The sequence below is a fragment of the Shewanella japonica genome (assembly GCF_002075795.1).
GTDB classification, from domain to species: domain Bacteria; phylum Pseudomonadota; class Gammaproteobacteria; order Enterobacterales; family Shewanellaceae; genus Shewanella; species Shewanella japonica.
This window is the reverse complement of sequence record NZ_CP020472.1, coordinates 1,356,915-1,370,509: the sequence shown is the minus strand read 5'-3', so window position 1 is coordinate 1,370,509 and position 13,595 is coordinate 1,356,915. Positions and strand designations below refer to the sequence as shown.

Below are 13,595 nucleotides of genomic sequence, written 5' to 3'. Positions count from 1 at the left end.
CAACGGTATTTGGATAAAAATAAAGCCCTTTCGAGGGCTTTACTATTTATTTTCTAAATTAAGGTAGCCAGACACCTTGGCTAAAATGGGTTAAGACTATAACCTTCTTGGGCTAATACGGCATGAGCTGTCATTGCCGACAAAGCCATATCGACACCTGGTAATAATGCCGTGTGTTCTAAACCATAATAAGCAGCGCTTTGGCCGCAAATATAAATTTTAACGCCATGATTTATCAGCTGCTGCACTAACTCTTTATTAGGATTTCCCTCACTAACATCTTTGCCATGAACCTGTTGGTAAAAAGCATCATTAGCCAAGTCAGTTATCGACGATCCATGAACGACCATAGCTAATTGAATATCTTGTGGCTTAACGTCTGCCTCAACATGCATATTAATAAACCGTGCTAAGGTATTTAGGCTACGATTAACTTCGCTGGGCTTAGCAGCTTTGCTCATATCAAAGGCCACTTTAAATACCATACCTTTTGGGATCACTAAGCTCGACGTCACTGGCGCAATCTTACCGTATTCTTTTATGGTCGTGCCGGATTTAAAAGCCTCTTTGCCAGCAATGGCTGACGGTGACATCAGCATAAGCGCTCCAATAAATAGCACTGTGCTGACATTGAAAACCTGCTGATAATAGTTAACCATTTAATCTGCTTCCTTGTGATAATACGATTTATGAAGATGCGTAATAAACCTTTCAAACTCTAATCAGTTAATGTTGATTTAACAAGCAATAGATAAGCTGTCGGTATTTGCCGAGCGTATGCGTATAGCTGAGCAATAACAAAACTATCTTGCACAGATCAGTTTGGTTATAATGGCGCCTGTTGACAGTAGTTATTGTGAACTTACTTTGTCATACACTATTTTTGTATAAGCCATAAACCTTATACCTACAGCATTTGTTTCAGGAGTTCCCATGGCTCGCCAAGTCATTTATACCTTTAAAGGTCAAACCAAAACTATCGCATTCAGTTACGACAAACATCATGATCTTTACGAAGCTGCTGCAGAAGCTGAAGGTATCGACTTAAGCCGCTTTTTAGCGATGGAACAGCAAATAGCGCTCACTTCTAAAAAAGGGGCTCGCGCCGAGAAGGATTTCCGTAAAACTGAGTTTGCTCGCTTTGGCTTTTCAAGCATTAAGTTTGTGCGCGAAGACGACGAAGAAACATCAAATAGCTAATCGATAGGAAATCACATGATCAATACAGAACACGCAAACTTTCCTCGAGCCAGCTTCACGAGACGTTGCGGTGCAATGATTTATGACGGCCTATTAGCCGTTGCCGTTTATATGGTGGCAGGAGCTGTCGGCTTTGGTATATTTTTAGGCCTAACCAGCACAGGTGTTATCGGCATGAATGGTCACGAGCATGTATCAGACCTACTAAATCAAACACCGCTTTATCAAGGAATTTACCAGCTTTGGTTGGTGATGTGTGTTGTGGCTTTTTATGCGCTATTTTGGAGTCGTGGTGGCCAAACTCTCGGCATGCGAGCGTGGCGCTTGAAAGTTCAGCACCCTAACGGACAAAATTTAAGTTTCATCACAGCCGTAGCTCGGGTTGTATGGTCATTTGCAGGGGTTAGTAACCTGTTTATTTTAATTAATCCTGACAAGCTTGCCCTGCAAGATAAAATGACACGCTCCGAAGTTGTAGTGCTATCGGTTGAGGCTAATCAAATGCGCAACTGGCATGGTGCTTAACCGCAATATTAGCTAACGAGAAAACCTGCTTAATCTTCATAAGCCAACTGAATTTTCAGTTGGCTTTTTTAATGGAATTACTGCCTTATCCGATAAAAAAGCCTTTGTGACAGGTGTTGTCCTCTCAAAAGAAGTCGAAAATACTCTATTTGACCAACAATTCCTGCACAGCAAGTTCAATCTAACTTGGCGTTGGTTAAATACTACGCTATCTTAGGGGACAAGGTGTTGAGTAGTCTAAGTGACTCTGTGAAGTGACATCTTAATAAAGGAATATTAAGTTCTCAAAAGGAAGCTGATTAACAGTTGAAATTTTTACCAGCGATTAAAACATTGCTTGTCAATTATCTTAACCGAGGTACTGAGCTTTATGACGATCCAGAAAAGCGTCATAGAATACTCATTATCAATTGGTTCGGGATGGTTGGGTTTTCGATTACATTTATTTTAGGTATCAACGCTTACTTTCAAAATAACGACCATCTTGCCATTGTTCTGCTGCTATCTTGCGTTCTTTTTTTCTTATCTTTATTGAATCACTGGAAGTTTTTAAAACAGTATCGGTTTGAAACCTCTGCCACACTCATCCAGCTTAGTTTGCTCGCCTTAATGCTGTATTTAGTTTATAGCGGTGGGGCCAATAACACTGGGCCATTATGGGTTTTTTTAGTCCCTCCTGTCATGATGTTCTTTGGCGGGCTTAAAGGTGGTTTACGCAATACCAGTGTGTTTATCACGTGTTACTGCATCATCATGTTTTATCCAGAAAATCAATTACTTGAAGCGAGTTACACACACGAGTTTAAAACCCGTGTGCTGTACTCATTAATTACACTGACTTTCTTATCTGGTTATTACGAATACTCTCGCCATCAATCATTTCAGCATGTAAAGCAATTGAGCGCCAAATTTGAACAACAAGCTTTACGGGATCACTTAACCGATATTCCTAATCGACGAGCCATGATGGAGCAACTTAATTACGAGTATGCCAGAGTCGTTAGAAATAATTATGATATGAGCATACTGCTTATTGATGTGGATTTTTTCAAGAAGATTAACGACAAATACGGTCATCAATGTGGTGATGAAGTGCTTATTAAGTTGGCAAAATCCTTTACTGCCACTTTACGTAAGCAAGATATGATTTCACGTTGGGGTGGCGAAGAATTTCTGATTTTATTGCCTCACACGGGGTTTAATGACGCATTTGAAGTGGCAGAAAAAATCAGGAAAACTATCCAACAAAATCCTATAACATTTGATGATAAAACGATTGAGATAACGGTCAGTATCGGTATAGGTAAAGCTGATATCCATCATTCTGTTGACTCGGCAATATCTCAAGCCGATGAACATTTATATCAAGCTAAAGAAGAAGGACGTGATAGTGTCTATCCCAAAGTGGACAAAATAGCCTAGCCATTTACATTTCTATTCCCATCATTAACGTTCTTTGTTGATATTCCATAAATAAAAAAGCCAGCAACGGCTGGCTTTTAGGACTATTTTTTAAATAAGATGTCGTTTGTATTTGGCGCGATTGAGTTACTTACGAATATAGTAAAGCGCACCTAAACTAAATAATAACGGCGGCATCCCAGCACTGATGTATGCTGGCAGACCATAAACAATACTCAATGGTCCAAAGATTTCGCTACAGATATAAAAACTAAACCCAGCCACCACGCCTAATAACACTCGTGCGCCCATTGTTACCGTTCGTAAAGGCCCAAATACGAAAGATAAGGCAACCAAAATCATCACTGCGACCGTCACTGGTTGCATAATTTTACGCCAAAGCGCTAATTCATAACGACTAGGATCTTGTTGATTTACTTTCAAGTAGTCCAAATAGCCAATGAGTCCTTGAATACTCAAGGCTTCAGGTTTTACCGATACGACACTTAGCTTATCTGGGGTGAGTGTTGAGTTCCACACTCTTTCTTCTTGGTACTCTAGGGTAATCTTTTCTTCTGTGATGTGCGTATTTTTCACATCCATTAATCGCCATACACCATTAGCGAAATTCGCTCGCATCGCTTGGGTCATGGTTTTTAATTTAAGGTCATCATCAAATTCATAAAAAGTGATATTGTTGAGGGTGTTAATGGACTCTACCTCGCCAATATTGACAAATAAATCACCGTCTCTCGCCCATACACCACGATGAGACTTAATCAAACTACCACCAGATACCTTAGTTGCTTGTAGCTCTTTAGCACTTCGTTCAGCAACTGGAGCGCCCCACTCGCCTAATGCCATAACAATAATCATGAGGGGAATAGCTGTTTTCATCGCAGAAACAGTGATTTGTAACCGAGACATCCCTGAAGCCTGCATCACAACTAATTCTGAATTAGAGGCGAGCATCCCCATACCAATTAACGCACCCAGTAATACCGCGATAGGGAAAAACAACTCAATGTCACGTGGAATTAAATACAGCACATAAATCACTGCATCTAACATGGTATAAGCACCACGCCCCACAACTCGCAGTTGATCAACCCATTTAATAATTCCTGACAAACCTGTCAAGATAAGTAGACATAAGGCAGATGTACTAATAATAACGCGAGCAATGTAGAGGTCTAATATTTTCATGATGCCACCTGCTTGCGCTTAAAGCTTTGCAGTAATTTGGCGCCACTTGGACGTTCCTTACCTAACAAAAATAATCCTATCACTAATGCAGACCCATGGATCCACCACATGCCTAAAGCAAGTGGTATAACTTCATCTTCCAAGGCTTTTCGACCTGCAACCATTAATCCGAAATAACCCAAATAGAGCAAAATAGCAGGGAACATTTTAGCAAACTTACCTTGCCTTACATTGACACGAGCTAATGGCACAGCAATTAACGTCATCAGTGGAATAGCAAGTGGTAACGCTAATCGCCACTGGAACTCTGCAACTGCCTCTGGCCCAGGTGTATCAAGTAGCTCACCCACTGGCAGAGCAGACATTTTACGCCGCCTTTCATCCACTTCTTGCTCTTTAATTTCCATCCGATAACCACCAAACTCAATCATTTGATAGTCGAGGTTTTGAGCGCTACCTTGATAACGAATACCATTATCTAACTGTAATTGTTGACTGCCAAAGCTGTCTTCAACCACACGACCTTGCTCAGAAACAACAATATTAGTTAGGCCTTCTTCGTCTTCTGGATCGGGAAGTTGCGCAACAAATACTTTTTCAAGTTCATTGGACTTAGATATTTTTTCTACAAAAAGAACCGCCCTACCATTAGGACTTGCCTGAAAACGGCCTTGAACAATCGCAGCAAGGCCTGCTTCTGACTGGGCCTGCTCTAATACTTGATTTTGCCTCTCTTCCGCCCACGGTCCAACATACACAGATAAAATACCTGTGAATATTAAATTGGCCACGGCAATAAGTAAGGTAACGCGAGTAACATACCACTCACTGATCCCAACGCCATGAAGCACCACCATTTCGTTTTCGGCATACATTCGCCCGTGAGCAAGTAAAATGCCCAAGAAAAAACTTAATGGCAGCACCAATACCGTCAATTGCGGTAAATTTAGACCTAATAAGGTCAATACTAATGTGGCGGGAAATTCGCCATTTGAGGCATCCCCTAATACACGCACAAATTGCTGGCTAATAAAAATAGTTAATAGCACCAAAAGTATCGCAAATTGCGCTTTTAAAACTTCAACGATCAAGTATCTAAATACAATCACAGGTAGGATCCACTGTCTAAACTTGTCTTTTTGCTGGTATCAGAGTAAGTTCACTATAAAATGTCTGCTTTTAGCAGTTATTGATAGTTTTCTGACCAGCTCGTGAGCTTCCTTTAGTGTAATTCATTTAGCAGCTATAGCAGAAAATTACCAAGGATTTATTTCCTTAAAGGGTTGTAAATATGGCCTAACAGGCCTAATTAAAACATTATCTAATAAATATAAAAATTTGTCTTTAATAATCTAGGAGTGCTCATGGAGTTTAGCGTAAAGAGCGGCAGCCCCGAGAAGCAACGTTCAGCTTGTATCGTTGTCGGTGTATACGAACCACGTCGTTTATCTGGTATCGCGGAGCAATTGGATAAAATCAGTGAAGGTTACATCAGTAACCTACTTCGACGCGGTGATTTAGAAGGCAAGCCAGGACAGATGTTGTTATTACATCATGTTCCGAATGTGCTAAGTGAGCGCGTTTTATTGGTTGGTTGTGGTAAAGAGCGTGAACTTGATGAACGCCAATACAAACAAATCATCACCAAAACCATCAATACTTTAAACGAAACAGGTTCGATGGAAGCGGTTTGCTTCTTGACTGAATTGCACGTTAAAGGTCGCGATACGTACTGGAAAGTTCGCCAAGCCGTTGAGACGACTTATAACAGCTTATACAGTTTTGACACCTTAAAAACACGTAAAGGCGAAACTCGTCGTCCATTACGTAAAATGGTGTTTAATGTACCGACACGTCGTGAACTAACGATTGGTGAACGTGCAATCGATCATGGAATGGCTGTCGCATCAGGTATGGATTTATGTCGTGACGTTGCCAATATGCCACCTAATATCTGTAATCCTGCTTACCTTGCATCTCAAGCACGTCAGATTGGTGAAGTTCACCAAAACCTGACAGTAACGACTGTCGGTGAAGAACAAATGGCTAAGCTAGGCATGAACTCATACCTAGCAGTTGGCCGTGCCAGTGCCAATGAATCCATTATGACAATCATGGAGTACAAAGGCGCTGTTGATGAAACAGAAAAGCCAATTGTCCTCATTGGTAAAGGCCTGACGTTTGACTCAGGCGGCATCTCATTAAAACCAGGTGATGGCATGGATGAGATGAAATATGACATGGGCGGCGCAGCAGGTGTTATTGGCGCAATGAAAGCCTTATGTGAAATGAATTTACCTATAAACGTTATTGGTATTCTTGCTGGCTGTGAAAACATGCCATCAGGTGATGCTTACCGTCCAGGTGACATTTTAACCACTATGTCAGGCCAAACTGTCGAAGTATTAAATACTGATGCAGAAGGACGCTTAGTGCTTTGTGATGTACTGACTTATGTTGAACGTTACGACCCTGAATTGGTTATCGATACCGCAACATTAACTGGCGCTTGTGTGATTGCCTTAGGTAAACATGCCTCTGGTTTATTCTCTTCACATAACCCGCTAGCTCACGAACTATTAAATGCGGGTGAGCAATCAGGTGACCGAGCATGGCGTATGCCGATTTGGGATGAGTATCAAGAAATGCTTGAGAGCCCATTTGCTGACATGACTAACTTAGGCGGTCGTCCAGCAGGTTCTATCACAGCTGCATGTTTCTTATCTCGTTTCACTAAGAAATATAACTGGGCACATATCGATGTGGCAGGTACAGCTTGGAACAGCGGCGCAAATAAAGGTTCTACAGGTCGCCCTGTGCCATTATTAAGTCAGTTCTTAATTAACAGAGCTGGTGTTGATCAAGGCGAATAAGCCTTATTATCCAAGTTAGACAATGCGTTTTATAAAAAAAGGTGAAGAAATCATTCTTCACCTTTTTTATTTATAAATGATTTAAAACTAATCACATCTAAATGTTAATTTAACCGCTGTCCGCCCTAGCCCCATGAGTTGCTTTTAGTGTAAAATCCGTCTTTACTTCGTCAAATACAGTAAAAGCATGCCAAAGACTCTGTTTTACTTAATGCCCGCCATCAATACGCAGCCAAGTGCAATCGAAAGTGTATTTTTAAGCGCCTGCCAATTAGCAGAAAAGCATTATCGTCAGCAGCAATTAATTTATATTCATTGCCAAGACAAGCAGCAGGCATACGCAATTGACGAATTACTTTGGCAATTTGAGCCAACGGCATTTGTTCCCCACAATTTAAAAGGGGAAGGACCGGTAACCGGTTCACCTGTGGAAATTGGTTTTGATAAATTAGGCGCGAATAAAAGCCGCCATTTACTCATTAACCTCGCAGATCAAGTGCCATCATTTGCGGTTAACTTTCCGCATATTATCGATTTTGTTGCTAATGATGATGCGCTTAAACAAATTGCACGTGCTCGCTATCGCGAATATAAGCAATTAGGCATTGAACTCACAACAACTGAGTTCACTGGCGTTTAAGTCAGTTGATTCGTTAACAATACCAACTATTAATTTAGATTGAGAAAACAAAAATCCCATGGAAAAAACATATAATCCACAGTCAATTGAGCAATCTCTTTACCAAAACTGGGAAGAGCAAGGCTACTTCAAACCACATGGCGATGAGTCAAAAGGTAACTATTGCATCATGATCCCGCCACCGAATGTGACGGGTAGTTTGCACATGGGCCATGCATTCCAAGATACCATCATGGATACCTTGACTCGTTACCAACGCATGAAGGGTAAAAATACCCTTTGGCAAGTGGGTACTGACCATGCGGGTATTGCAACTCAAATGCTGGTTGAACGTAAAGTCTTTGCAGAAGAAGGATTAGGCCGCCACGACTTAGGCCGCGATAACTTTATTGAACGCATTTGGGATTGGAAAAATGAATCTGGCGGTACTATTACTAAACAGCTACGTCGTTTAGGCGCATCAGTTGATTGGGACCGTGAACGTTTTACCATGGATGAAGGCATGTCTGAAGCCGTACAAGAAGTGTTTGTACGTCTATACGATGATGAGTTGATTTACCGTGGTAAACGCTTAGTAAACTGGGATCCAAAACTGCACACTGCAATTTCTGATCTTGAAGTTGAAAACAAAGAAAAGCAAGGCAGCATGTGGCATTTCCGCTATCCGCTTGCTGAGGGTGCATTAACTGCTGATGGTAAAGACTATTTAGAAGTCGCCACTACACGTCCTGAAACCATGTTAGGTGATAGTGCTGTTGCAGTTCACCCTGACGATGAACGTTATCAATCACTGATTGGTAAGTTCATTTTATTGCCAATCGTAAACCGTCTTATTCCTATCGTAGCTGACGATTATGTCGACATGGAATTTGGTACAGGTTGTGTAAAAATCACACCTGCACATGACTTTAACGATTATGAAGTCGGTAAGCGTCACGCCCTACCTATGTTCAACATCTTAACGATTAATGCAGAAATCCGCAGTGCTGCAGAAGTCGTCAATACAGATGGTACAGCAAATAATGAACTTGATAACAGCTTGCCTGAGCGCTATGCCGGTCTTGAACGTTTTGCCGCCCGTAAAGCCATTGTTGAAGAGTTCGAAACATTAGGTTTACTTGGAAAAATCGACCCTCACGGATTGAAAGTGCCTTATGGCGATCGTTCAGGTGTTGTCATTGAACCTTTACTGACAGATCAGTGGTATGTCTCTGTTGCACCAATGGCTAAAACTGCGATGGAAGCTGTTGATAATGGCGACATCAAGTTCGTACCACAACAATACGAGAACATGTACAACTCTTGGATGCGCGATATTCAAGACTGGTGTATCTCTCGCCAACTTTGGTGGGGACATCGTATCCCAGCTTGGTACGACGAAGCAGGTAAAGTCTATGTGGGTCGTGACGAAGCTGAAGTTCGTGCAAAGCATAACTTAGATGAGTCTATTGTCTTACGCCAAGATAATGATGTATTAGACACATGGTTTAGCTCTGCGTTATGGACATTCTCAACATTAGGTTGGCCAAAAAACACCGAAGAATTAAAAGCTTTCCACCCAACAGATGTGTTGGTTACAGGCTTTGATATTATTTTCTTCTGGGTTGCCCGTATGATCATGATGACCATGCATTTCATTAAAGATGAAAATGGCAAACCACAAGTCCCGTTCAAGACTGTTTATGTGACAGGTCTTATCCGTGATGAAGCGGGTAACAAAATGTCGAAGTCTAAAGGTAACGTACTTGACCCATTAGACATGATTGACGGTATTGACCTTGAGTCACTTGTGACTAAGCGTACTGGCAACATGATGCAGCCTAAACTTGCAGCTAAAATTGAAAAAAGCACACGTAAAGAGTTTGCTGACGGTATCGAAGCACATGGTACTGATGCGCTACGTTTCACTTTAGCGTCAATGGCTTCAACAGGACGTGACATCAACTGGGACATGAAACGCCTAGACGGTTACCGCAGTTTCTGTAACAAAATCTGGAATGCTTCACGCTACGTACTAATGAACACCGAAGTACAAGCTGAAGGCGCTGATGAAGATGCGGTTGGCGAAGCCCTAGATTGTGGTCAATTACTTGTTGACGGCAAGCCTGGTGAAATGGAACTGTCACTTGCTGATCGCTGGATTATCGGTTTGTTCAATCAAACGGTAAAAGCTTATGACGAGCATATGGCAAACTACCGCTTTGACTTAGCCGCTAACACTATTTATGAGTTCACTTGGAATCAGTTCTGTGACTGGTACTTAGAGCTAACGAAGCCTGTAATGCAAAGCGGCAGCGAAGCACAGCTTCGTGGCACACGTCATACTCTAGTCACTGTACTAGAACAAATGCAGCGTTTAATGCACCCAATGATGCCTTATCTCACCGAAACTATCTGGCAGCGCATTAAACCGCTAGCAGGAGTTGACGGAGAGACGTTAATGTTGGCTGAATTCCCTGAATTTGATGCCACTAAAGTAGACTCTCAAGCGATGGAAGATCTTGAGTGGGTTAAGCAAGTGATTACGGCTGTACGTAATATTCGTGCAGAACTTAACATTGCTCCTTCTAAGCCACTTAACGCCCTACTACGCGGCGTGAGTGAACAAGACAAAGCACGTCTAGAAGCAAACCAAACCTTCTTCAAGACCCTAGCTAAGCTTGAATCTATGACCATTCTTGCCGACGGTGAAACAGCGCCAATGTCTACAACACAGCTTGTAGGCGATATGGAGTTGTTAATTCCAATGGCTGGATTAATTGATGTTGCTAAAGAAGTGGCTCGTATCGACAAGCTACTTGAAAAAGCAGCTGGCGAGTTCAAACGTATTGAAGGCAAGTTATCGAATCAAGGGTTTGTCGCTAAAGCACCTGCAGCCGTGATTGAAAAAGAGCGTGCTAAACAAGCGGAATACCAACGAGATATTGAAAAGCTAACCGAACAAAAAGCTGAACTGGCTAAACTAGAAAGTTAACCTCAGTAATACGAAAAAGGCCATCAACAAAAGTTGATGGCCTTTTTTATTTCTTCTATGTCTAAATTGACTTGCACAGTCAAAGCCCTGTTTGTGAACGGCTCCCGATCTTAGATGCTAGATGGGGAAACTTATTGCTCATTGACGCTTAAGGTATATTGCGGATATTTAGCCCCTTGGCTAGATTTTTTATTCGCCACAACCTTAGCGCCTATTTCGATGTACTCTCCATCGACACCAGGATTGTCTAACCCCATTGCAGGAAACGTTTTATAAGTGGTATTTTTATAGCGAATTTTAATGTTTTTTATTTGGATTAGCGGCTCATTATTCAAACTAATAAAATTAATCGTTATGGGATCGCTAGTATCAGAAGTAATAAAATAGCGCCCTTGATAATAATCATCATCAAGCAAAGTCGCATTGGTTGAATTACCAATCCCGCCTTTCCAGTTCACTACCACAGTAGAACTTGTTCCACTATTTTGTAACACCGTAGGAAATTTAATAGGCTGAATTTCTGTAATAACAATTTGTGCGAAGGCTGAAGAACAACACAGCACACTTAACGTAGCAAGCAAGGTTAACTTTATGAGCTTGAGATATCTGGAAGAGTCAATACAAGTCGGCATACCGCTGACACCCAATTTTATTATTATTTTTATTAGTCATTGATTTTACGATATTTTAAAAACAAAAATGTAATTATTAAATCTTAAGCAAACAAAAGCTAAATTAAGTCTATAAAAACATTTTGTATCAAGTAGTCTTATCAATATTTTCTCGCATCATCTCAATAACGTTACAAAAAATCAACAAACTCATTTAAGAAAGCCAGACAATGTTGACGAGTTCAGTCTACTCAATTTTTCGTTGAATTCTGTAAAATTCCCAGCATAAGATCAATGTTGTACATTTTTAAATCAAAAGATCGTCTATATGAAACCTTGTTGACTGACCACAAATTAAACAAAAAATACCGTTATATCAACAGCATCAAAAAACCAACTAAACTACTCAACTAATAAATAAGATCTTTCATAGCCGATATTATTCTAATTTTCATAGAGTTAAACGCTAGTTTGAAATCTAATACTTTGTAGCTAGCATTTTAAATTAAACTTTAGCAATAACTTATAACTCTTCGCTATATAAAGAAATGCAAGACACAATTGTAACCAAAGTGTTGCAAATTATTTCAATACTGCTATTTTGACTTTGCCCATTGATTAAGTCCTTGTTTAAAAGCGACAAATATCCACATAAAAATTATGGGCTATTAAAATTATAATATTACACCTGGGAACAATAAAATGACTAAAAAAATACTATTATCATCTGTTATCGCCTCTACACTATTTCTTTCTACTCAAGTGGGTGCCGCTGACGAAACAGGTACTGCTAACTTCAACTTAATCTACCCAATCACTGTATCTGAAACGACCCAAATGGAATTTGGTGATGTATCAATCGCTGCTGATGGCCAGTGTGCTCTTGATTACTCAGATACAACTTCTGGAGCTGCATGTGTTGCTGGTGGTAATGCTGCACGTACTGGTGTTTTCAATGTGGCTGCCGCTGACGGAACAGTAAACCTTTCAGTATCTGGTCCTGATACGTCTGTTTCTGGCGTTACGTTTACCCCAACTCTTGCTAGTCTAACGGGTACTGTCTCTGGTAATACGTTAGACGTTGACGTTGCTGGAACACTTGATATCGTTGCAGCTTCAGCAACTGAAGGGACTCACGCACTGTCGTACACTCTTTCAGTGGTTTACTAAACCTGTGTTATCTGATGTAAGCAATTTACCCTAACCTATATTGCTTACATCACCAGTAACATTGATGAATCCCGCAACGAGTTTGCGGGATTATATTCACCCCACTAACAAACAAAATTAAAATAAGCTCGAAGTAAGCTAGCAATAATAATTAATAAATTTGCATCTAATGCATCAAAATTTAGCTGGGCAACAATATGAAAAATTTACTACTTATAGCCACTTTGGTGTTAAGTCTTATACCAAGTGTGAGTGCAAACTTACTCGTGACACCAACCCGTGTCGAACTTGATAACCAGCGCAACAAAAGCGCCGTTTTTTCATTAGTTAATAAAAGCAGCGACACCGCTCGCTACGAAATTTACTTAGAAGACAAACAGTTACTCTCCAATGACGAATTTTTAACTTTAGAGCCTAAAACAAGTCCTACTTCACTTACCAGTTTCACCCGTTACTCTCCTCGACGAGTCAGTTTATCCCCTGAGCAAGGTGCAAGAGTAAGGCTTGCTGTGCGTCCGCCAAAAGACATCAAAGCTGGTGAATACCGAAGCTACATCGTTTTTCATCAAATCCCTTTAGCCCCGACCACAGTTTCAGACACCACTGAATCCAATGACACGATGAACTTATCAGTCACAGCCTATTTACGTATTGCCATTCCGGTGATCATGAGAGTCGGTGATTTAATCGCAGAATTAACAGTGAACGGAGAATTGCTAGCAAGCCCAGATAATCAGCAACAACTAATTGTTGATATAAGCCGTAGCGGTCAACGTAGCAGTTACGGTGATATTGAAGTGTATGACAGTGCATCTAATCAATTAGTTGGCAGTTTAAAAAATGCATCCATCTATACTGAAAACGATCAACGTCGATTTGCAATAACACTTAACCAAGCAGTAAAACCTGGGACGGATCTACTGATTAGATATGTTGAAAATGACACTTTATTCGAGGCTAAAACAATCGAATCTGTGATCAAATTATAAGGACAG

At 40.8% G+C, this 13,595-nt stretch carries 12 protein-coding genes; 8 read left to right on the top strand and 4 right to left on the bottom strand.

Annotated features, from left to right (window positions below; genetic code table 11):
- Positions 1 to 80: 80 nt before the first annotated feature.
- Positions 81 to 659, bottom strand: coding sequence for a DsrE family protein (locus SJ2017_RS05875; protein WP_080915171.1), 579 nt, complete (start codon positions 657 to 659; stop codon positions 81 to 83).
- A 274-nt stretch (positions 660 to 933) separates the two neighbouring features.
- Here SJ2017_RS05875 and SJ2017_RS05870 point away from each other — a divergent pair, with 274 nt between their 5' ends.
- The 3 genes from SJ2017_RS05870 (at position 934) to SJ2017_RS05860 (ending at position 3,147) form a co-directional block, all read left to right on the top strand.
- Positions 934 to 1,200: a DUF2960 domain-containing protein gene (locus tag SJ2017_RS05870; RefSeq protein ID WP_055024280.1), complete on the top strand. Its 267-nt coding sequence runs from the start codon at positions 934 to 936 to the stop codon at positions 1,198 to 1,200.
- 15 nt (positions 1,201 to 1,215) lie between these two features.
- Positions 1,216 to 1,725: an RDD family protein gene (locus SJ2017_RS05865; protein WP_080915170.1), complete on the top strand. Its 510-nt coding sequence runs from the start codon at positions 1,216 to 1,218 to the stop codon at positions 1,723 to 1,725.
- Positions 1,726 to 2,031: 306 nt separating this feature from the next.
- The gene (locus SJ2017_RS05860; RefSeq protein ID WP_080915169.1) at positions 2,032 to 3,147 is read left to right on the top strand and encodes a GGDEF domain-containing protein; all 1,116 of its coding nucleotides are present in this window, start codon (positions 2,032 to 2,034) and stop codon (positions 3,145 to 3,147) included.
- Positions 3,148 to 3,273: 126 nt separating this feature from the next.
- Here SJ2017_RS05860 and lptG read toward each other — a convergent pair whose 3' ends face one another.
- On the bottom strand, positions 3,274 to 4,332 hold the full coding sequence (lptG, locus tag SJ2017_RS05855; RefSeq protein WP_055024283.1) for an LPS export ABC transporter permease LptG: 1,059 nt from the start codon (positions 4,330 to 4,332) through the stop codon (positions 3,274 to 3,276).
- Positions 4,329 to 5,441 (bottom strand): LPS export ABC transporter permease LptF, encoded by a 1,113-nt coding sequence (gene lptF / locus SJ2017_RS05850; RefSeq protein ID WP_055024284.1) that lies wholly within the window; start codon positions 5,439 to 5,441, stop codon positions 4,329 to 4,331. The genes lptG and lptF overlap by 4 nt, the downstream gene beginning before the upstream one ends.
- A 255-nt stretch (positions 5,442 to 5,696) precedes the next feature.
- On the opposite strand from lptF, the gene pepA reads away from it, so the two are divergent.
- From pepA to SJ2017_RS05835, 3 genes are all read left to right on the top strand, one after another.
- Positions 5,697 to 7,205 (top strand): leucyl aminopeptidase, encoded by a 1,509-nt coding sequence (gene pepA, locus SJ2017_RS05845; RefSeq protein ID WP_055024285.1) that lies wholly within the window; start codon positions 5,697 to 5,699, stop codon positions 7,203 to 7,205.
- Positions 7,206 to 7,392: 187 nt separating this feature from the next.
- Positions 7,393 to 7,845, top strand: coding sequence for a DNA polymerase III subunit chi (locus tag SJ2017_RS05840; RefSeq protein WP_055024286.1), 453 nt, complete (start codon positions 7,393 to 7,395; stop codon positions 7,843 to 7,845).
- A 58-nt stretch (positions 7,846 to 7,903) separates the two neighbouring features.
- Positions 7,904 to 10,819 (top strand): valine--tRNA ligase, encoded by a 2,916-nt coding sequence (locus tag SJ2017_RS05835; RefSeq protein ID WP_080915168.1) that lies wholly within the window; start codon positions 7,904 to 7,906, stop codon positions 10,817 to 10,819.
- A 131-nt stretch (positions 10,820 to 10,950) separates the two neighbouring features.
- Here the strand turns inward: SJ2017_RS05835 and SJ2017_RS05830 are convergent, their stop codons facing one another.
- Complete coding sequence (locus SJ2017_RS05830) at positions 10,951 to 11,451, bottom strand: hypothetical protein (RefSeq protein ID WP_080915167.1); 501 nt, start codon at positions 11,449 to 11,451, stop codon at positions 10,951 to 10,953.
- A gap of 681 nt (positions 11,452 to 12,132) precedes the next feature.
- On the opposite strand from SJ2017_RS05830, the gene SJ2017_RS05825 reads away from it, so the two are divergent.
- Both SJ2017_RS05825 and SJ2017_RS05820 read left to right on the top strand, forming a co-directional pair.
- Positions 12,133 to 12,600 carry a hypothetical protein gene (locus SJ2017_RS05825; protein ID WP_080915166.1) on the top strand — a complete coding sequence of 156 codons (468 nt, stop codon included), beginning with the start codon at positions 12,133 to 12,135 and terminating at the stop codon, positions 12,598 to 12,600.
- A gap of 197 nt (positions 12,601 to 12,797) precedes the next feature.
- A complete protein-coding gene (locus SJ2017_RS05820; protein WP_080915165.1) occupies positions 12,798 to 13,589 on the top strand; it encodes a fimbrial biogenesis chaperone in 792 nt (263 codons plus the stop codon).
- Positions 13,590 to 13,595 lie beyond the last annotated feature (6 nt).